This is a genomic window from Saccharothrix saharensis, from assembly GCF_006716745.1.
GTDB lineage: Bacteria > Actinomycetota > Actinomycetes > Mycobacteriales > Pseudonocardiaceae > Actinosynnema > Actinosynnema saharense.
In genome coordinates, this window is sequence record NZ_VFPP01000001.1 from 2,050,772 (window position 1) to 2,071,771 (window position 21,000).

Here is a 21,000-nt window from a genome sequence, read left to right on the forward strand (position 1 = left end):
GATTCGGCAGGTTCTTCTGTAACCAATACATCGGCTAATTGGACAGCTCTTCACCTGCGGTGTCGTCGTCGGACGACTTCGGGTGGGCGCGACGGCACTTCGGCCCCTCCACCGGGCGTACACGCCGGGGATGGCCACTGATCACCTTCGGCGTGTACGCAGTACCGGAACGCGTTCTTCCCGGCCCTGCACGAAGGAGCGCCGATGTCCCCACTGACCCGACGAACGCTCATCGCCGGCGGCATCGCGAGCGCCGGCGTGACGGTCCTCGCGCCCACCACCGCGAACGCCATCTCCTACCCGTTCACGCTCGGCGTCGCCTCCGGTGAGCCCACCGCGGACGGCTTCGTCATCTGGACGCGCCTCGCGCCCAGCCCGCTCAACGCCGACGGCCTCGGCGGCATGGGCAGCGCCTCGGTCGCGGTGGAGTGGCAGGTCGCGACGGACCAGCGGTTCACCCGGGTCGCGCGCAGCGGCACGGCCACCGCGGCGCAGTCGTGGGCGCACAGCGTGCACGTCGACGTGACGGGGCTGCAGCCCGGCCGCGAGTACTTCTACCGGTTCCGCGCCGCCGGGCACATCTCCCCCGTCGGCCGCGGCGTCACCGCGCCCGCGGTCGGCACCAGCCCGTCGCTGACCATGCTGTTCGCGTCCTGCTCGCACTACGAGGAGGGCTACTTCACCGCGTACCGGCGGATGGCCGAGGAGAACCCGGACCTCATCCTGCACCTGGGCGACTACATCTACGAAGGTGGCGCTACCACCACCAAGGTGCGCCGGTTCGCGCCGTCGGCGGAGGAGATCGCGAACCTGGCCGACTACCGGGTGCGGCACGCGCAGTACAAGACCGACGTCGACCTCCAGGCCGCGCACGCCGCCGCGCCGTGGCTGGTCGTGTGGGACGACCACGAGGTCGAGAACAACTACGCGAACCTGGTGCGCGCCAACACTTCCCCGGCCGGGGACTTCAAGGCACGTCGTGCGGCGGCGTACAAGGCGTACTACGAGCACATGCCGTTGCGCGCCGCGCAGGCGCCGGTGGCGGAGAACATGCAGCTGTACCGCCGGATCCGCTGGGGCAGCCTGGCCACGTTCCACATGCTCGACACCCGCCAGCACCGCGACGACCAGGCGTGCGGTGACGGCACGAAGGTGTGCGCGGAGGCGGACGACCCGGCCCGCACGCTGATCGGCGCCACCCAGGAGGCATGGCTGCTCGACGGCATGCGGCAGAAGCTCGCCACGTGGGACTTCCTGGGGCAGCAGGTGTTCTTCGCGCAGAAGTTGGCCTCCGCCGACGGCGCGAGGTCGATGGACTCGTGGGACGGCTACAGCGCCAACCGGGGCCGGCTGCAGCGCGGCTGGGACGCGGCGGGGCTGCGCAACACCGTCGTGCTGACCGGTGACGTGCACCGGTCGTGGGCGGCCGACCTGATGAACGACTACACCGCGCAGGACCGGGTCGTCGGCACCGAGCTGGTGACCACGTCCGTCACGTCCGGCGGGGACGGCAGCGCCACCGACACCGGCGTGTCCAGCCTCAACCCGCACGTGAAGTTCTACAAGAACCTGCGCGGCTACGTCCGCACCGTCACCACCCCGACCCAGCTGAACGTCGACTTCCGATTCCTGGACCGGGTCACCACGCGCGACTACCCGGTCCGGACCTTGCAGAGCTACGTCGTCCAGGCAGGCAACCCCGGATTGCAGGCGCCATGAGGAACGCGAACCCGAGCCCGATGAAGGAGCTGCTCGCCGTGCCGGCCGCAGCGGCGCTGATGCTGCTGGGCACCGGCACCGCGTCGGCCGCCGCCACGTGGTCCGCCGCCAACAGCACCGCCACCGGCGACCAGGACAACGCGGCCGTGTCCGCCGTCCGCAACGGCTGGACCGCCGTGGTCTGGGAGGACGACCGCGACGACGCCACGCCCACCGACCCCGTGCACAGCGACGTGTGGGTCCGGCTGTTCAAGGACGGCGTGTCCCGTTACGAGAAGAAGCTGTCCACCGGCGGCACGGGCAACTGGCGGCACGTCCAGCCGGACGTGGCGGTGCACGACAACGGCACCGCGGTCGTCGTGTGGGCGGACGATGGCGAGGGCAACGGCTACTACAACATCCAGGTGCGGGCGCTGGACACCAGCGGCACCGTCACCGGATCGGCGCGGGCCAACGCCGCCGCCGACGGGCAGCAGCTGAACCCGGCCGTCGCCGCCGATCCCGACGGCACCGGCTTCGCGGTGGCGTGGGAGGACAAGCAGGCGTCCACGAACGCGACGGTCCGGGTGGCCGGCTTCGCGTCCGTGACGTCGAAGACCTACGAGACCCAGGTGCACACCACGGGCGGCACCCACCAGCGGCCGGACGTGGCCATGGGTGCGGCGGGCAACGCCATCGTGGTGTGGGACGAGGACGGCGACGGCAACGGCTACTACAACATCGGCCGGAAGGTCCTGACCCCTTCGGGCGGCGTGAAGGTGGCACAGGGCACCGCCAACTCCGACGGCGGCGGCCAACAACGCCGACCCGTCGTGGCAGCGAACTTCAATGGCGACCACGTGGTGGCGTGGGAAACCGACCACACCGGCACGGCCCAGGTGGGCGTGCGCTCGTTCGCGGCCGGTGGGGCGGCGCGGACGGAGGCGGACGCGCTGGTGCCGGGAACGGACCCGCAGATCGGCATCGACGACCAGCTCAACGCCGTCGTGTCGTCGGTGGAGGCCGAGGACGTGGTGACGCAAGGCCTCAACGCCGACGGCACCGTCGAGGGCCGCCTACCGCGCCAGGTCACGGTGTCGACGGCGACGGGCCGCCAGGACGAGCCCGCACTCGGCGTCGACGCCTGGGGCCGGATCACCGTCGTCTACACCGACGACAACGACGGCAACGGATTCGACCAGGTCTACCTGGGAACCGGCCTCGTCAACAGCACCTGGTGACCCGACCCGGCGATTCCCGACTTGCCGTGCCATCGCGCATCGGGCCGAAACCGCGAACCGCGGAGGCTCGATGTGACATGGGCTCCGGTGCTGCCGGCTTCGGCCTGCCTGGAGTACCCGCACGGGCCCATGTCACATCGAGCCGGACCCGACCACCGAGCCGGATCCGCACCACCCGCGCCGCGCCGAAGGTCGGCCGTACTCCGACGTGAGTCGCCCCACAAGACCCCCTCCGACGTGCGATCTTGTCGGTCCCGTTCGGACACTGGACGTGTGACCCCGCAGCTCCTCGTCTCCCCCACCCGCATCTACTTCGAGCCCGCCGCCGCCGACCTCCCGCGCGGCAGAGAAGTGCTCGACCGGTTCCCGGAGGCGGAACGCGTCGAGGTGGACAGCCACTGGCGCATCCCCGAGCTGCACGGTGACGAGGCCAACGCCCAACGCTGGGTGCGGATCAAGCGGGAAGCGCTGGTGCTGGGGGTCAAGAAGTCCCTCAGCGCCCGACCCAACGGCCGGTCGGCGCACTTCATCGCGCCGTCCACGGCGAACGGGTGCGCGATGGCGTGCGCGTACTGCTACGTCCCGCGGCGCAAGGGGTACTCGAACCCGATCACGGTGTTCGCGAACATCGAGCAGATCACCGGGTACTTGAGGCGGCACGTCGCCCGGCAGGGGCCGATGGACGAGCCCGGCCAGGTGGACGACGCGGCGTGGGTGTACGACATCGGCGAGAACTCGGACTGTTCGGTGGACGCTCTGGTCAGCGACAACGTGCGGGACCTGGTGGAGCTGTTCCGGGGGCTGCCCACCGCGAAGGCGTCGTTCGCGACGAAGTACGTGAACCGGGAAATGCTGGAGTGGGATCCGCGGGGGCGCACGCGGGTGCGTTTTTCGCTGATGCCCGAGCGGACGGCGAAGCTCCTGGACATTCGGACCAGTCCCGTCGGAGAGCGGCTCGCCGCGTTGGACGACTTCCGGGCAGCGGGGTACGAGGTGCACGTCAACCTCAGCCCGGTGGTGGTGCACGACGGTTGGTTGGAGGACTGGCGGGAGTTGTTGGAGGCGTTGGGCGACGCGGTGTCGGCGCCCACGCGGGAGCAGTTGGCGGCGGAGATCATCATGCTCACCCACAACCAGGCGTTGCACGAGGTGAACCTGCGGTGGCACCCACGAGCGGAGGAGGTGTTGTGGCGGCCCGAGTTGCAGGAGGTGAAGCGGAGTGAAGGGGGTGGGGTGAACGTTCGGTACCGACGAGGGCTCAAGCGGGGGTTGCTGGATGAGTTGCTCGGGGTGGTCGAGCGGAGTGCGCCTTATTTGAGGGTTCGGTATGCATTTTGAGGGTTGAAGAGGAAAAATCGGGAAGAAGCCGCCCGACCTTCGGTGAACAGGCACCTCGGCGGCGCACCTCGCAGCCACTTCAACGACGCAGTCCGCGAGGTGGGGTGCCGTTCGACGGGCCGGGCCCGGGCTCACGTCGCGTCAGGCGGGTTGGGTGAGCGGTCCCAGCAGCCAGTTGCCCGGCGCGTTCTCGTCGTCGCTGAGGTAGAACTCGGTGATCGCGGCGCGGAACTCCTCCTTGCCGATCTTGCCGTCACCGTCGCGGTCAAGCCGCCGGAACGCGTCGCCGGAGTGCGTCGGGTCGATCCCGAGGCCCTCGTACATCCGCACGTACTCGTCGAACGCGAGCGAGCCGTCGCCGCTGGTGTCGACCACGCGCATGAAGGCGTCGGCGATCCTGATGACCGCCGCCTCGAAGTTCCCGGGAGCGGTCACGCTGGACTTCATCAGGTCGATGAACTCCTCCCGCGTGATCCGCCCGTCGGAGTCGGTGTCACCCGCCTCCAGCAGCCGCCACCAGTCCCCGAACGCCGCCCGGACCGGCTCCGCGTTCCCGGGGTCGGCACCGCCCGGCAGGCTGGTGAACAGGTCCGCCATGCCCCGGAGGTCCTCGGAGGTGAGGTAGCCGTCCCCCGTCCGGTCGAACCAGTCGAACAGGATGGTGAACTTCCGATCCTTCGCGTCTGACACGTCCCCGCTCCTCTGCTCGGTCGAACCCACGCCGAGCGCGAGCTGCCGGTGGTCTGGTCACCCGTGCGGACCGGTCAACGCGGCGCCGCGCGCCATGGCTCACCTTCCGGCACGACGTGGTCCCGTTGGGAGTTGCCCATCGTCCGCTCCTCGGTCAGGGAGTCGTACCCCCGACACCCGACCGTGGCAGCGTCGCCCCGCCCTTGGCCAGCGGCTTCACCCCGTCGGTAGGGCGCGTCACCCGAGCAGGTCTCCTGGCCTGCACGTGTCCGGTGACCAGCGGGCAGCGAATCAGGTGTGCTCCCCCGAGGCAGGACTTCGACGGTGGAACCTCGCAGCGACGCCTCTCCGGGGTGGCGAAGAGGTCGCGCCTGTTCACAGGTTGGGGCCGGATAGCGTGTGAGGCGCAGTCCCCGACTCACGCCGGGTTCTCTCTTGCGAGGACCGATCTGGATGATCGGTTGAACTCAGTCTCTACTGAAGATATTAATTTGACCGGCGATATCAACGTGGCGGTCTCGTGTCATGCCGCTCTGTCGCGCCGCGCCGTGCCGACCACTCCGCGCACCGTCACCCGTCTCCTACGAGGTGCTGAAGATGCGAACCCCGTCCCTCAAAGATTGATCACGCTTGGTCGCGATCTCCGCCGCCAGTCGCCGGGTGGGCATCGGCTCCGCCGGATCCTCCGCGATGCGTTCGAGCACCGCCACGCAAGCGTCGGGCACGACTTCAGCCATCCGCTGCAGGGCCTCGCCGCGTACCTCCCGTTGTCGGGCGAACGTCACCAACCACTCGACCGCGATCTCCTCGAAGCCGTCCACTTGAGCCAATCCCCAGGCCGCCCACGTCCGCGCCGTGCTGCCGGTGGCGGGATCCTCCACGAATCGGAGCAGAAGCACCGCCCCCTCGGCTTCGCGGGGTTCTATCGTCGCGAGGTACCACGCTGCCGCGACGCGGTCGTCGTCAGTCGGGAGGTCATCGGCGAAGGCGGTGAGCAACGCCGCCGCGGCCGGCACCTCGCTCGGTATGGTCGCCAGCGCGCGTGCGGCGGCTACCCGGTCTCCCGGCTTCCAGTGCTCGGCTTCCGCGAACCGGTTGAGCCACGTGACAGCGCACTGCTGATGGCTCTCGATCCGAGCCAGCGCTTGAGCGGCCTTGGTCCGCTCGTCGGGCTCCAGCAGTGCGGCGGCGACGAACAGGTGAAGCCACTGCGCGGCTTCCTCCTCGTGCTCCTCCACTGCGGCCAGGTAGCTCGCGGCCTCGATGCGATCCCAGATCCGCTCGCCATCGTCTTCCACGAACCGGGCCAGCACGGCCGCGCCGTCCTCGCGGTGGCCGTCGAACAGCGAGAGCCAGGCTGCCGCGTACACCACGGTGTCGATCGGGTCGTACACCGAGCGGTGCTCGATCAGGTGACGCAGCCGTTCGACGAGCGGGTCCACCGGTATCGCGGTCCGCAAGTGCGTCGCCTGGATGACCAGGAAGTGGATCGTCCGTATGCTCCCGTGTGCCGCCACTGCCGTCAGGCGCCGTTCGGCCTCCTCGGCGGTGTCCTCGCTCAGGAGCAGTTGGTCGAGGACGAACCCCAGGTAGGACGCCTCGGGGGAGGGGTACCGCGCCGATTCCATGTCCGCCCGACCGGGTGGAACCAACGTTCCCAGTGTGCGCGCACGCCGAGCCGGGTCACGGGTGGCGTGGAGCGCGGCGTGGTATTCGAGGAAGGTTTGGTGGGCGAAGCGGAGGCCGTTCGCGCCGCGCACCAGCAACCCGGTGAGCCGGAGGAGGTCTTCCAGGAACGCCTCCCACCACCCCGGACGGATCTTGCGCGGCCTTCGGACCGACCCGTGCTTGCCCAGCACCTCGACCAGCGGACTGGTGGGGCTGCTGCGCCAGTGGTGAGCGAGGTGGTTGACCAGCTCGGGCACAGCAGCGTGGGCCTGCCGTGCGGCGGTGACGGTGGCGGCGCGCTCCTTCGGGCTCTGGACGCGGTCCACGAGTCGTGCGATCAACTCCTCGTGGCTGTCGGCGATCCGCTTGTGCTGGTTGTTCTCGTACACCAGGTCGGTGAACGCCTCGTACACCGCGGTGCGCCCCACGGGCAGGGACCGTTCCGGTGCGGCGAGGTAGAGCCGGCACAGCATGAACACCATCAGGGGTGTGCCGGCGGGATCCTCCAGCGACGCGGCCTTCAGCGCGCGGACGAAAAGCCCGGCGTGCCGGGCGGCTTCCGCGGTCTCCCACCGGACGGCGAAGTACTTCTCGGCGTAGGTCCGCAGGTCCTCCAGGGTGAAGGGCAGCAACTCGTGGTGCGGTGCCCGCTTGCCGAGGACCGCCAGTTCCTGCCCGTGCAACGGACGGGTCGCCACCACGAACCCGTAGAGGTGAGGCGCCTCGGCCGCGGCGTTGGCCAGCTTCTCCAGCACGGCAAGGCGTTGCCCGGCGTCGGGCACCTCGTCCAGGTCGTCCACGAGGACCTGCCAGTGCGCTCCCGGCCACGGGCTCCGCCGGAACCGCTCGGCGGGCAGCCCGGGACTGGGCGCGTTCCTGCTGAGCCTGCTCGTGGCCGCCGCCAGTGCCTCGGCGATCGGAGTCCCCTCGTCCACCAGCGTGCGCGCGCTCACCCACACCGGCACCATCGGACCGGGGTCGCCCGTGCCGTCCAGCAGCCCGGCGGCCACGTCCCGCAGTCGCATGCGCAGAGCGGTCGACTTCCCGCCACCCGGGCCGGCGACGAGCAGGCACAGCCGTTCGGCACGGCCGATCACCGCCTCGACCGGTTCGACGACCGCGGCTTCCGCGGCCGAGGACCGGCGGCTGCGTTGCGGCACGTGGACCTCGGGCAGCGCGGGCCCGTCCTCCAGGTCGACGCTGGAGTAGGTGTGCCGGTCGGCGACCTTGCGCGCGGCGCTGAGGTAGGCGCGCAACTCCTCATCCACGACAGCACCCGCGGCGTCGGGTGGGTACGGCCGGTCCGGCAGGGAGATCCACGCACGTTCGCGAACCTCCTTCACCGCCACCTCGACCGGCCGGAAGGTCGCCGGATCCACGATCGCCGACTGCCGCACGACCTCTTGGAAGATCGACTCGGACACGATCACGGCCACCACACCGGGCGACTCGGCGAGGGCTCGCTTCAGCGGCGCGGCGTCGAGGAGGCGGAACGCGGTGGTGAGCGAGGTCGAGGTGGCGCCGTGCTCGTCGAAAGCGACTTCCCCGGCGTGCACCGCCAGCCGCAACCTCGCCCGCGCGGCACCGTGACTTCGGTCGTTGTGCCGGCTCGCCGCCCGTGCCAACGCCCCGGGCAGCACCTCCACCAGCGGAGCCTTCGGGTACTCGGGCGGGACCAGCACGACCACGCCGTCGCCGCGGTCCTCGTGGTAGCACCCGTCCCACGGCACCCCGGCCGCCGCCAACGCCTCGCGAACCACCTCGTACAACCCCGCCCGCGTGCGCAACTGGTGCGGCAGCGTCCGATCGGGTGACCCGAAGCCCTCGACATCAACCAAGATCATCGTGCGGTGAACCGCGTGCCCAGTCGTCTCCACCATCCCGAACCTTTCGGCAAGCCGGTGTTGTGGTGCCCAGTGGTGCCGTTCGAGCAGCGGTGAGCCGCAGGCACGGTGATGTCGCTTCCGGCATGTGTTCGTCCTTGTTGGTCCAGCCCTCGAATCCCCTGTCGGACTCGACTACCCAGCGCACAGTTCGGGTCGGTTGTCCGGGATGCCCACGCCGTAGCTCCCGTCCGTTCTCGACCGCGCTCGGATCCTGCCACGAGATCAACCCGTCGTGCTTCCGCTCCTCGGCGCAAGCAGCTGCCTGGTGGCACCCAGCGACAGCCGTCCCGCCGGCAGGTCGTCGGCCACGTCCGGTGGTGGGCATACGCCACACCGGAACATCCCGTCCGGCGCGATCACGGGATGCTCGGTTCGTCCGGCTCGACATACACGCGCAACAACAGCTGGGCGGCATCCTCAACGAGTGCAGATGTCCGCTTGACCGGCAGTGATGACTTCTCCAGCGGCACAGGCGGGCGTCGAAGGGTGTCCGCAATTCTGCGTTGCCGTGGCCGTTGTGATCGGTTCTGGTGTGCGGTGGCGGCCGGCTCGGTCGAGTGGTGCTCGGTGTCGACGAGGCGGTTGGTCATGGGGTTCGGTGAGGGTGGCGTGGGCGAGTCGGTTCAGGTCGGTGTCGCCGCGGACGGCTCCACAGTGGTGCAGGCCGGGCGTGATGCCGTGGTGGTGCAGGTCGGGCAGGTGAGGTCGGGACAGTCGGCACGGTCCGCCTATCTGCGCCAGGTGCGCGGGATCGCCCCGGATGAGCTTCGGGACCGTGCCGCGGAGTTGGCCGAGTTGGCGCGGTTCTGCTCGGCAACAGGGGCGGGCGGGTACTGGTGGTACCGAGCGCCCGCGTGGGCGGGGAAGTCCGCGTTGTTGGCGTGGTTCGTGGTGAACCCGCCGGCCGGTGTGCGCGTGGTGTCGTTCTTCGTCACCTCCCGGCTACCCCAGCACGGCGATCTGTCCGGTTTCATCGCGGTAGTCCTGGAGCAGTTGTGCGACCTGCTGCACCGGCCAGTCCCCGGGCCCTTGACCGATGCCACCAGCGGCGCGCATCTGCTGGCCATGCTCGACGAGGCCGCCGAGCACTGCCAGGCCCGCGGTGAGCGGCTGGTCCTGGTGGTGGACGGCTTGGACGAGGACCTCGGCGTCACCGTCGGCCCCACAGCGCACAGCATCGCCGCCATGCTTCCCGAATCCCTCGTCGCGGGACTGCGGGTCGTCGTCTCGGCTCGCCCTCGCCCACCGGTACCGGACGACGTCCCGGACGGCCACCCGCTCCGCGATCCGGCGATCGTGCACGAGTTGTCGCCCTCCGCGCACGCCGACGTGGTCCGCGTCGACGCTCAGCGCGAACTGGCCCGGTGGCTCCACGGCACCGAGCTGGAACTCGACCTGCTCGGGTTGCTGGTCGCCGCCGGGGGCGGGCTGACGGTCCGCGACCTGGCCGAGCTCACCGGCGGGCGACCCCGCCTGATCGGCGAGCACCTGCGCACCGCGACCGGCCGCACGTTCGTCGCCTTCCCGCCTCGCTGGCGAACGGGGGCCGAGAACTACCGCTTCGCCCACGACACCTTGCTGAAGACCGCCTCGCACGAGTTGTCCGGGGCGGAGCTCGGTGATCGCCGGACCCGCCTGCGCGCGTGGGCGGGCGGTTATCGCGATCGCGGCTGGCCCGTCGACACCCCGGAATACCTGCTCGCGGACTACCCCAAGACCTTCCACCCCACTGACGACCGGGCCCAGGTGCTCGCCCTGGCCATCGATCGCACCCGGCACAACCGCATGGTGGACGTCACCGGCTCGGACGTGCTCGCGCTGACCGAGATCACCGCCGCCCTCGACACCGCGTGCGGCGCCACCAAGACCGACCTGACCGCGATCGCCCGCCTCGCCGTCCACCGCGACGCCCTGACCGGCCGCAACGCCACCATCCCCACCGACCTGCCCGGCCTGTGGTTCGACCTCGGCGAGGTGGAGCACGCGGAGACCCTGGCCCTGGGCATCACCCCCGCCCACCGCCAACGCGACGCGCTCCTGGACCTGATCGTCCGGCACGCGGCCGGTGGGCACCGCGACCGCGCCGAGCTGCTCGCCGCCCGGCTGGACGACCTGCACGCCGCACCCCGAGCCGCACCCGAAGCCGCCGCCGAGGCCGCCGAGTGGTCCTCGGCCCTGGTTCATGCCTGGGCCGCGGCCGGCCGGTTCGACCGGGCGATGACCGCCATGTCCGCGATCACCGATCTGCGGCGCTGGATCCAGGCTTTGACCACGCTCGCGGAGTGCTCGCCCGAGGGGTCGGACCGGGCCGCGGTCCTGGCCGAGGCCGCCCGGCTCGAGCGCACCGCCGGCAGGGCGCTCCACCCTGCCTTGCTCGCGTTGTTCGCCGCACTCGGTGAGGTCGAACCGGCCGAACGGGTGTGGCCCGCCCAAGGCCTGGTCTGGGATCAAGCCGCGTGCCTGTGGCACTTGGCCCGGGCTGTTCCGGACCCCGCGCGTCACCCTTGGCTCCACCACATCGCACTGTCGGTCGCGCAGGAGTTGACGGCACCGGGCGAGCTCTCGCACGGCATCCGCTGTGCCGCCGTCGTGGCCGTGGCCAGGGCACTGGCGCTGATCGGCGACCGACCCGCGGCGGTCGTGGTGCTCCGCGCCGCCGCGGCCCTGCCGACCCACACCGATCGCTCCGCCAACGAGCAGGACGAGGTGCTGAGACACCTGGCAGAGGCATTGGCCGAGGTCGCCGAAGTGGAGTTCGCCGAAGAAGTCGCTCGACGGATCACGTGGCCGTTCGGGCGGGCCATCGCACTGGCACGCGTAGCCGGCGTCACCGCGGCCGCGGCACACGGGAGGGCCCGTACCTTGGTCCGTGACGCGGAGTCGGCCGCCCGCGCCGGCGGGTACACCGGGGCGTTGCTCGCGGTCGCCCGTGCCCACTCGGCGGTCGGGAACCGAGACTCGGCCGTCGCCCTGGCGAGTGAGGTCCTGCTCTCCCACCGTTCCGCCCGCCACCGGTTGACCGTCCCGCAAGCCACGGCGATGGCCGAGGGCTTCGCTCGGATGGGAAACCACACCACGGCCGACAGACTGGTCCGCGACTCCACCAAGAACCGCGACCGCGCGGAGGCCTACGCCAAGGTGGCACTCGCGACCCGTGAACCCGAGCGGGCGTGGGACATCGCGCGCTCGATCAACGACTCCCGGTTGCGGGCCGAGACCCTGACGAGGATCACCCGTACCGTCGTCGCCACCGGTGACCTGGATCTGGCTGAACGCATCGCCACCTCGATCCGCAGGTCGGCCTCCCGGTCGCAGGCGTGCGCGGTGATCGTCGACGCCGCCGCTGCCGGCGGTGACCTGGACCGGTGCCACCGCCTGCTGCGGGTGATCACCGATCCCTGGTGGCGGGCACGCGCGACCACGGCGATCGCACTCGCCCGCACCAAGAGCGGGGATCACGCCGACGCGGTCGCGTTGGTCGCCGCCATCGAGAACTCGGACTTCCAGGCCGAGGGCTGGCTGCGACTCGTCGAGAGGCTGGTGGAGGACGGGCACGTGGACGCGGCCAACCTGGCGCTCGTCAAGGCCCAGGAATGCGCCGACCAGAGCGCTCACCGCGAGTGGCGCACGTGGACGCGCCTGCGGATCGTGCAGACCGTGGCGAACGCGGCCGGACACCCGGACGAGTCCGCTCACCTGTCCCGCAAAGCCGTCGAACTCGCCGGCCAACTCGGCGAGTCGAGCTGGGAATCCCTCGTGACCGTCGGCGACGGCATGGTGTACCTGGTCGAAGCCGCAGTGCGCGTCGGGGACCTCGACCGCGCCGCTTCCCTCGCCCACTCGATCGAAGACCCGACCGACCGCGACCTCGCCCTCGAACGGGTGGTCAACGCCTTGTTGGTCCGCGGCGACGTCGAACGGGCAACCGCCCTGGCCCGCACCGCCCCGTACGACTTCAGCCGCGCCGCGAGGCTGGCCACCGTGGCCGCCGCCCTCCTCGCCACCGGACCGAGCCGGCCGGCCGAGGCGCTGGTCACCGAACTGACCCACCTCCCGGACCGGTCATTGTTCTGGCGCACCCTCGCCGCGGCTACACCCGGACCTCGTGCGGCGCGGTTCGTCGCCCACGCCTTGCAATGCGGCCCCTGGCACGAGTCGATCCCCGAACTCCTCCGAGTCGCACCTCACGCCCTGACCGCGATCCTCGAGGAAATCGGCTGTGACGCGGTGTCGGGACCGGGCCTCGACGACGAACGCCGCAGGGCCGAGCACGATCAGGCAACCGGCGAGTCGCCAGGTGCTGGGTCGTTCGCCGAACGTCGCGCCGGCGAAGCCGCACTTCCGGCCCGGGGCGGTGGAGATGAGCCTCCAACCCGTGGCTTGGCCGACCAGGATGGGTACGGCACCGGGTGAACTGGTTCTAGTCGACGGAGTTCCGGCGGCCGAGGTCGGCCAGTGCGGTGACCGCTCGGGTGACGCCGTCTTCCGTGCGGATCTCGTCACCGAGTTCCCGTGCGCGCAGGCGCATCGCCGTGTCGTGCACGGCGATGCCGATCGCTTCGCCGAGCGTGGTGGCGGTGAGGTGTTGTCGGCGGATCGGTGGTGGTGCTACGCCGACGGCGTGTGCGCAGCGCGCCCAGTGCGGTTGGTCGGCGACGAACGGGCACACGACCTGCGGCACGCCGGCGGCCAGCGCGGCGGCGGTGGTGCCCGCTCCCCCGTGGTGCACGACCGCGCTCATCCACGGGAACAGCCACTGGTGCGGCGCATGGTCGATGACGTGGACGCCCGGTGCGGACGGTGGCGCGATCCCACCCCAGCCGGTGGCCAGCACGGCCCGGACACCCGCCTCCCGGACCGCGTCGACGACGAGCCGGCCGGTGCGCGCGGCATCGCGACCGGCCATGCTGCCGAATCCCACGTACACCGGCGGAGGTCCGTCGGACAGGAAGTCCTCCAGGCCCGCCGGGGGTGTCCACGGCGTGTCGGGCAGGTACCAGAAGCCGGTGGTGCGCACGGTGCTCGGCCAGTCCGGGGCGACGGGTGTGATCAGCGGGCTGAACGCCTGCAACACCAGCCGGTCGCGTCCGTGCCGGTCGTGCAGCAGGTCGTGCCCGCCGCGGCGGCGCGCCAGTCCCAGCTGGTCGACCCGCCACCGGTCGGTGGTGCCGGCGTAGGCGCGCAGCATCGCGCCCACCGCGGCGTAGGAGGCGCGGTTGAGGATCTTCGGCAGCCTGGGCAGCGGCAGCATCGGACAGGGGAACGCCGCGGTGGGCACCCAACCCGGTTGCAGCGCGGCGAGCACCGCGGGGACGTCCAGCAGTTCGGCGACGTGCTGCGCGGGCACGGTCGGGGTGTGCACGACCACGTCGGCGGCCGACCCGCGGGCGATGCCGCCCAGGTCGCGCAGCACGTCGGCCATCAACGGCTTGATGCGGCGCGCGGTGCGCACGGCGGTGACCTTGCCGCGCAGCCCGCGGTAGCCGCCGTCGACGGCCTGCCGGAGCAGGGGGTCGTCGAGCAGCCGGTTCGGACCTTCGTCCAGCCCGGCGAACTCCACGTCCTGTCCCGCCGCCAACGCCGCCGCGGAGTGGGGTGCGGCCAGCAGGGCCCCGTGACCGGCGCGGCGCAGCGCCACGGCCAATGCGAGCATCGGCTGGACATCACCGCGCGTGCCGTGGGTGACCAACAGCGCCCTCACTTGCGCTCACCCCGATCGAGCTCAGCGAAGGTGCGCAGCCAGTGGTCGTCGGTGAACAGCCCGCCGGTCAGCATCTCCAGCCCGGCCCGCGCACCCCGGGTCGCCACGGCCATTTCGGCCGGGTCCCCGGCCAGCACCCGCCCGACCTGTTCGTTCAGCACCAGTGGCGCGAGCTGCCAGGACACGTAGACCACGGCTCGAGCACGCGCGTCTGTCGTGGGGCGGACCCGTCCGGCGGCCTCGCCCTCGGCCAGCCACCGTTCGGTGCGCTCGACGATCCGGGCGAACAGGGCGTTGGCGGTGTCGGTGCCGTCGAGCAGAGCGCGGCCCAGATAGCGCCGCACCGGGGTAGCCGCGGCCAGCACCTCTGCCAGCGCCTCCCCGTCCAAGTCGTCGCCGCGGTCCATGGCGGACAACACGTACTCGTCGCACGCCTGCCGCAAACCCTCCTTCGAGCCGAAGTGGTGCACCACCAGGGCCGGTGACACTCCGGCATCCGCGGCGATCGTCCGCATCGAAGAGCCGGCGACCCCGTCGAGGCCGAAACGCGCGAGGGCGGCGTCACGGATGCGGGCCCGCGCGGTCAAGTCCAACTCCGCTGAACACATGTACAGATCATTGAACGAATGTTCAGTCCGCGCCACGGCACGGCGCCGATCTTCATGTCGCCTTTGCGGGCCTGAGGTCGGATTCCCCGCAGGGATGTCACACCCCGTACGGAGGTGAGGACGTGACGCGGCGGCGTCGCAGGCGGGACGACGCCGCGGCCCACCTCTCAGGTGCCGGTGTTCCGCGGTCGTCCGACGTCAGGGCTCGTCCTCTTCCAGTCCCAGCAGGGGCAGCAGGACGGCTTCCACGAGCGGTGCCATGGTGGCCGAGTAGGTCGCGCTGAGGTGGTTGTCGTCGAGGTAGACGAAGACGTTGCCGATGATCGCCGGGCAGGTCTCGTCCTCGCAGATGTAGTCGCTGAAGTCCGCGAACGACACGTTGGGCGGCAAGTCCGGGAGAGCCGCCCAGGGCGGCTCCGGCGCCCAGGGCGGCTCCGGCGCCAGCAGGTCGGCCCTGGGCGGCGCGCACGCCGCGGGGTCCGGGCCGTGGCCCGCGACGCACTCCGCCGGCGAGGAGGAGAACCGCGGGTTGTCCCGGACGGCCAGCAAGGGCAGCCCGATCAACGCCAGCTTGCGCCACTGGGCGACGAACCCCTCCGGCGTGGACTCGGTCAGCCCGAGGCGGACGTTGCGCGTGCCGTTGGCGATGACCAGGTCCGGCCGCAGCTCGTCGAGCTCGTCGACGAGGTCGGCGTTCCACCGGGTGCACCGGGCGTCGCCGGGCATCGCGTCGGCGTCGGCCGAGAACGGGCAGCCGCCCTTGAGCATGAAGGTGATCTGCCAGTCCCTGGCCTTCGCGATCGGCTCCAGCGCCGCCAGGTACTGCTGCATGTGCGAGTCCCCGACGACCGCGATCCGCCTGGCCGGCTCGGCGGAAGCGGGCGAAGTGCACACCTCGAGGTCTTGGGGGTTGCGCGGGGAGAACCGGCACGTGGCGCCCTCGACGTAGGCGAAATCGTCGCGCAGCGACACCAGCGGCGGGATCACGGTCGCGTCCTCGGAGCCCCAGTACTCGAAGTCGGGCATGCGGGCCAGGGCGCCGGGGTGGTCGTTGTCGTCGACCAGCAGCTCGTAGGAGGCGGCCTTGCGGTCACTGACCTCCTGCCACGCGAACGCGGCCAGCAGGACCGGCACCATCGCCGCCGCGCCGAGCACGTGGGCACGCCAGGCGCGGACCTCGCCGACTCGCGAACGGCGCACCGGCACCTCGACCAGGTGGTGGGTCGCCACGGCCAGCGCGACCGACAGCCCGATCACCACCGCGCCCCCGAGCCACCCCACCTCCTGGCGCCCCCGCACCACGAGGTAGAGCACCAGCACCGGCCAGTGCCACAGGTACAGCGCGTAGCTCAGGTCGCCGACGTAGCGGACCGGGCGGGCCGACAGCAGCCGATCGGCCCCCAGCCGGCTGCCCGTGGCACCGGCGGCGATGACGGCCGCGCCGCACAGCGTCGGCCACAACGCCGCCCACCCGGGGAACACGCTGCCGACCTTGAGCACCAGCCCGCAGACGACCAGGCCCACGACGCCGAGCCACCCGAGCGCCACCCGCGCCCCCCTGCGCAGCGCCACCGAGTCCGCGGCCAGGGCCAGCAGGCCGCCCAGCGCGAACTCCCACACCCTGGTCAGCGAGTGGAAGTAGGCCAGCGGCTGGTCCGCCGCCGTCAGCACCACCGAGAACGCCAGCGAGCCGCCGAACGCGACGACCAGCAACACGGCCACCACCCGGCGCACCCCGGTGGCGGCGCGACGGGCCACCCACGCGGCGGCGAGCACCAGGAGTGGCCAGACCAGGTAGAACTGGCCCTGGATGGACAGCGACCAGTAGTGCTGGACGACGCTGGCCTCGTTGTGCCGGTTGAAGTAGTCGGCCGAGTCGGCGACCAGTTGCCAGTTCTCCAGGTACAGCGCCGCGGCGACGACCTCGCGGATGGTCTGGAACCAGCGGTTCTCCGGCAGCGCCACCACGCACACCGCGACCAGGACGAGCAGCACCGTCAACGCGGCGGGGAACAGGCGCTTGACCATCCGCCCCCACAGCGGGACCAATTCGACCCGGCCGCGCTCGGCCGCCCGCACCAACTGCCCGGTCACCAGGAACCCGGAGATCAGGAAGAACACGTCCACGCCGCCGGACACCCGGCCCAGCCACACGTGGTAGACGACCACCAGCACTACCGCGAGCGCGCGCAGGCCCTGCAACTCCGGGCGGTAGCCGCGTGCACGCCCGGTGGTCGGCGCACCGGCGGGTGACACGGGCGCGCTCGGCGGGACGAGCGAGAACTTCAAGATCAACTCCGGGTGCGTCGGGTCGCGAACGCCGACCAGGCTTCCCGGCACACCACGCCGCCACCGACCGGTGACCGCGCCGCACACCGTATCGATGCGGGCAGCGCTTCCGTTACGCCGACCGTCCGGTTCGCGCTGCCCTCCGATCTGCGGCATCTTGTCGCGCGGAGCGCCGGGACGTCTGGTCGGCACGCTCCGCCGCGCCGTGGTGGGGTGGTTCGTCGACGACGGGATCCCGCCATGGCTCTCGTGCTCGCCTTCGGGTTGGTACTGCGCCCTGTTGTTCCTGCTGCCCCACCGATCGAGCGACCCCGGATCCGGGGGTGGCCACTCCCGGTGACGGAAGGCACCTGGTGTTCATGACGATGTGATCGACGGGTTCGGGCGTCGGCCCACGTCAGCGGGTACGGTCGGGGTGTTGCCCGCGCGGGCATGGTGTGCCGGGAAGCCTGGTCGGCGACGTGTTCCGCCTACCCCCGGGAGCCGCCCGTGCCTCGCGCCGCCGCCAAGTTGTTCGACCGGGGCACCTGGCCCGAGGCCAAGCGCATCGCCGACATCCTCCGACTGGAGACCGTCGGTGGGGTGATCATGCTGGTCGCCGCGCTGCTGGGCTTGGTGTGGGCGAACTCGCCGTGGGCGCCGGCGTACGAGGCGCTGCGCGGCTTCGAGTTCGGCATCGCCCCGCTGCACCTGGAACTCAGCGTCGGCCACTGGGCTTCCGACGGGCTCTTGGCGATCTTCTTCTTCGTCGCGGGTCTGGAGCTCAAGCGCGAGTTCGTGGCCGGTGACCTGCGCGACCCGCGACGGGCGGCGGTGCCGGTGGCCGCCGCGTTCGGCGGGGTCGCGGTGCCGGCCGTGTGCTACGTCCTGGTCAACCTCGGCACCCCGGGCGCCGCGTCCGGGTGGGCGATCCCGACCGCCACCGACATCGCCTTCGCCCTGGCGGTGCTGGCGGTGATCGGGCGGTGCCTGCCGAGTGCGCTGAGGACGTTCCTGCTCACCCTGGCCGTGGTGGACGACCTGATCGCGATCGTGATCATCGCCGTGTTCTACACCGACGACCTGGCCGTGACGCCGCTGCTGCTGACCGCCGTGCCGCTGGCGCTGTTCACCGTGCTGGTGCAGCGACGGGTGCGCTCCTGGTGGCTGTTGCTGCCGCTGGCCGCGCTGACCTGGGGGTTCATGCACGCCTCCGGTGTCCACGCGACGGTGGCGGGCGTGCTGCTGGGCTTCGCCGTGCCGGTCATCCGCCGAGCGCCCGGCGAGGGTCCCGGACTGGCCGAGCACTTCGAACACCGCTGGCGGCCGCTGTCGACCGGCGTGGCGGTGCCGGTGTTCGCCTTCTTCGCCTCCGGGGTGGCCCTCGGCGGGTTCGACGGGTTCGTGTCGTCGCTGTCGGACACGGTCACCATCGGCGTGGTGGTCGGACTGCTGCTGGGCAAGCTGATCGGCATCACCGCGGCCACGTGGTTGGTGTCCCGGTTCACCAGGGCCGAACTGGACGACGACCTGGCCTGGGTCGACGTGGTGGGCCTGGCGGTGCTGGGCGGCATCGGGTTCACCGTGTCGCTGCTGGTGGGGGAGCTGGCGTTCGGCGAGGGCACCCGGCCCTACGACGACGCCAAGATCGGCATCCTGCTCGGTTCGCTGCTGTCCGCGCTGGTCGCCACGGTGATCCTGCGCGCCCGCAACCGCGTCTACCGCCGCATCCACGAGGAGGAAACGCGGGACGAGGACCACGACGGCATCCCGGACGTGCACCAACGACCTGTTATTGACTAACAGTTGTTAGTGGATAACACTAGGCCGCATGGTCGTAGCGGTGGTCGGTGCCGGTCCCACGGGTTTGGCGACGGCGTGCGCGCTGCGCGCACTCGGCACGGCGGTGCGGGTGGTGGACGCGGCGCAGGGCCCGGCGACGACGTCACGCGCGCTGGGGCTGCAACCACGTGGCAGCGAGGTGTTGGAGCGGCTCGGCGCGCTGGGCGACCTGCCGGCCAGGTCGGTGGGCATCCGACGGGTGGTCGTCCACGTCGGCGGTCGGCGTTCGGGCGAGGTGCGGGTGGGGCGGCCCACGGCCCTGGTGCGACGTCCCGGCTTGCTGGTGTCGCAGGCGGAGGTGGAAGCCGGGCTGCGCACGCGCCTGGCCGCGCTGGGCGTGTACGTCGAATGGGGCACGGCGGTCACCGGCGTCACGCAGGGCGATCACGGTGTCGTGCTGTCCACGGTGGCCGGTCCGGTCGACGCCGACTGGGTGGTGGGCTGCGACGGTGCGCACAGCGCCGTCCGCAAGGCGGCCGGCATCGGGTTCCCCGGCGTGCCGCTGGTCGAGAACTTCGTGCTGGGTGACGTCCGCGCGGAGTTGCCGCTGCCCCGCGACGCGGTAGGGGTGTGGGTGCGCGGTGCGGAGATGTTCTCCGCGTTCCCGCTGCCCGGAGGGGTGTGGCGGTTCATGGCTCCCGCTCCGGGCACCGCCGTCGAGGACGTGCCGGAGTTCCTGACCCGGGCCGCGCTGCGCCACGCCGGAGTGCGGGTGCGGACCCGCCACGACTGGGTGTGGGTGTCGACCTTCCGGATCCACCGCCGGCTGGCCGAGACCTACCGGCGGGGCCGCGTGCTGCTGGCCGGGGACGCTGCGCACATCCACAGCCCGTTCGGCGGCCAGGGCATGAACACCGGGCTGGGTGACGCCGAGAACCTGGCGTGGCGGCTGGCGCTCGTGGCCTCCGGGCGCGCCGGTGACCGGCTGCTGGACGGCTACCAGGCCGAGCGCCGGCCCGTCGCCGAGGAGGTGCTCGGTGCCACGAGCGGCCTCACCGGGCTCGTGCTGGGCGAGTCCCCGGTGGCCCGACTCGTGCGCGACCGCGTGCTGTTCCCCCTGATGACCCTGCCCGTGGCGGAGAAGGTGATCTGGGAACGGGCGTCCCAGCTGAGGACCGGCTACGCCCGCTCACCGCTCGGTCGGCGGCCCAGGGTCGGTGACCGGGTGCCGCGGTTCGCGGCGACCGACCGGTTCGGCTGGACCCTGGCCGCACCGCGAAGCGACACCTTCGCCGGCCTCGCTCGCGGCGCACTCGGGGACGTCCGGCACGTGCACCGGGACGGCGACGCGCTGCTGGTGCGCCCGGACGGCCACCTGGCCTGGCGCGGCGAGCCGGAGCCGGACGCACTGCGCCGGGCGCTGGCGGTCATGCTTGACCGGTGACGACCGAGGCAGGGCGGGGAGGCTTGCGCGAGCAGCGCAAGGCGCGCACCCGCCGCGCGATCCAGGAGCAGGCGCTGCGGCTGTTCCTCGACCAGGGCTACGAGCGGACCACCGTGGAGGAGATCGCGGCTGCGGCGGGTGTGTCCCACATGACGTTCTTCCGCTACTTCTCCACCAAGGAAGCCGTGGTCGAGGACGACGACTACGACCCTCTCATCGCCGAACTGGTCCGCGCCCGCCCCGCCGAAGAAAGCCCGCTCGAAGCGCTGCGTGCCGCACTGGGCACCGGTTTGGACGCCGTGCTCGACACCGACCGCGATGCCGTCTACGCCCGCACCCGGCTCGTCGTCACCACCCCGGCCCTGCGGGCGCGGCAGTGGCACAACACCGCCGCCACCGGCGACCTCCTCGCCGCCGCGCTCGCCGACCGCGAACGGCGACCGGTCGACCTGCGCCTGCGCGTGATCGCCGCGGCGGCCACCGCCGCCCTCACCACCGCCCTGACCGCATGGGTCGAACGAGACGGCGTCGACGACCTGCGTTCACTGGTCGACCAGGCGTTCGCGGCCCTGGCGCAGGAGCCTTGATTTGCGCTCGGGCGACGACGGGCCACCCATGGACCAAGTCCCCCTCCTCCGCCCGGCACCGCGCCGTTCCCGGCCCGGACGAGCACACC

The 21,000-nt window shown here is 71.5% G+C and carries 13 protein-coding genes; 7 read left to right on the forward strand and 6 right to left on the reverse strand.

Annotation, left to right across the window (positions count from 1 at the left end):
• Nucleotides 1-204: 204 nt before the first annotated feature.
• From FHX81_RS08125 to FHX81_RS08135, 3 genes are all read left to right on the forward strand, one after another.
• The gene (locus FHX81_RS08125; protein ID WP_141976574.1) at nucleotides 205-1,719 is read left to right on the forward strand and encodes an alkaline phosphatase D family protein; all 1,515 of its coding nucleotides are present in this window, start codon (nucleotides 205-207) and stop codon (nucleotides 1,717-1,719) included.
• Complete coding sequence (locus tag FHX81_RS08130; RefSeq protein WP_246107689.1) at nucleotides 1,716-2,939, forward strand: hypothetical protein; 1,224 nt, start codon at nucleotides 1,716-1,718, stop codon at nucleotides 2,937-2,939. The genes FHX81_RS08125 and FHX81_RS08130 overlap by 4 nt, the downstream gene beginning before the upstream one ends.
• A gap of 273 nt (nucleotides 2,940-3,212) precedes the next feature.
• The gene (locus FHX81_RS08135) at nucleotides 3,213-4,277 is read left to right on the forward strand and encodes a spore photoproduct lyase family protein (RefSeq protein WP_246107690.1); all 1,065 of its coding nucleotides are present in this window, start codon (nucleotides 3,213-3,215) and stop codon (nucleotides 4,275-4,277) included.
• Nucleotides 4,278-4,418: 141 nt separating this feature from the next.
• On the opposite strand, the gene FHX81_RS08140 is transcribed toward FHX81_RS08135, so the two are convergent.
• From FHX81_RS08140 to FHX81_RS40370, 3 genes are all read right to left on the reverse strand, one after another.
• Nucleotides 4,419-4,967: an EF-hand domain-containing protein gene (locus FHX81_RS08140; RefSeq protein WP_211363423.1), complete on the reverse strand. Its 549-nt coding sequence runs from the start codon at nucleotides 4,965-4,967 to the stop codon at nucleotides 4,419-4,421.
• 581 nt (nucleotides 4,968-5,548) lie between these two features.
• Complete coding sequence (locus tag FHX81_RS41205) at nucleotides 5,549-8,479, reverse strand: NACHT domain-containing protein (RefSeq protein ID WP_211363424.1); 2,931 nt, start codon at nucleotides 8,477-8,479, stop codon at nucleotides 5,549-5,551.
• 398 nt (nucleotides 8,480-8,877) lie between these two features.
• Nucleotides 8,878-9,111 (reverse strand): hypothetical protein, encoded by a 234-nt coding sequence (locus FHX81_RS40370; RefSeq protein WP_170231975.1) that lies wholly within the window; start codon nucleotides 9,109-9,111, stop codon nucleotides 8,878-8,880.
• Between the two features lie 19 nt (nucleotides 9,112-9,130).
• Here FHX81_RS40370 and FHX81_RS08150 point away from each other — a divergent pair, with 19 nt between their 5' ends.
• Nucleotides 9,131-12,934, forward strand: a complete 3,804-nt coding sequence (locus FHX81_RS08150) for an NACHT domain-containing protein (RefSeq protein WP_170231976.1) — start codon at nucleotides 9,131-9,133, stop codon at nucleotides 12,932-12,934.
• Nucleotides 12,935-12,941: 7 nt separating this feature from the next.
• Here the strand turns inward: FHX81_RS08150 and FHX81_RS08155 are convergent, their stop codons facing one another.
• The 3 genes from FHX81_RS08155 to FHX81_RS08165 all read right to left on the reverse strand — a co-directional run bounded on the left by FHX81_RS08155 (nucleotide 12,942) and on the right by FHX81_RS08165 (nucleotide 17,086).
• Complete coding sequence (locus FHX81_RS08155; protein WP_141976580.1) at nucleotides 12,942-14,222, reverse strand: glycosyltransferase; 1,281 nt, start codon at nucleotides 14,220-14,222, stop codon at nucleotides 12,942-12,944.
• Entirely contained in the window at nucleotides 14,219-14,866 is a 648-nt protein-coding gene (locus tag FHX81_RS08160) for a TetR/AcrR family transcriptional regulator (protein WP_246107691.1), read from the reverse strand. Before FHX81_RS08160 ends, FHX81_RS08155 begins: the two co-directional genes overlap by 4 nt.
• 162 nt (nucleotides 14,867-15,028) lie before the next feature.
• A complete protein-coding gene (locus FHX81_RS08165) occupies nucleotides 15,029-17,086 on the reverse strand; it encodes an acyltransferase family protein (protein WP_246108235.1) in 2,058 nt (685 codons plus the stop codon).
• Between the two features lie 465 nt (nucleotides 17,087-17,551).
• Between FHX81_RS08165 and nhaA the strand changes: the two genes are divergently transcribed.
• Genes nhaA through FHX81_RS08180 form a run of 3 tightly spaced genes read left to right on the forward strand, consistent with a single transcriptional unit; the run spans nucleotide 17,552 to nucleotide 20,911 of the window.
• The gene (gene nhaA, locus FHX81_RS08170) at nucleotides 17,552-18,901 is read left to right on the forward strand and encodes a Na+/H+ antiporter NhaA (RefSeq protein WP_141976584.1); all 1,350 of its coding nucleotides are present in this window, start codon (nucleotides 17,552-17,554) and stop codon (nucleotides 18,899-18,901) included.
• A 28-nt stretch (nucleotides 18,902-18,929) separates the two neighbouring features.
• Nucleotides 18,930-20,324: an FAD-dependent monooxygenase gene (locus tag FHX81_RS08175; RefSeq protein WP_141976586.1), complete on the forward strand. Its 1,395-nt coding sequence runs from the start codon at nucleotides 18,930-18,932 to the stop codon at nucleotides 20,322-20,324.
• The gene (locus FHX81_RS08180; protein ID WP_141976588.1) at nucleotides 20,321-20,911 is read left to right on the forward strand and encodes an acyl-CoA-like ligand-binding transcription factor; all 591 of its coding nucleotides are present in this window, start codon (nucleotides 20,321-20,323) and stop codon (nucleotides 20,909-20,911) included. Before FHX81_RS08175 ends, FHX81_RS08180 begins: the two co-directional genes overlap by 4 nt.
• The last annotated feature ends 89 nt before the right edge of the window (nucleotides 20,912-21,000 follow it).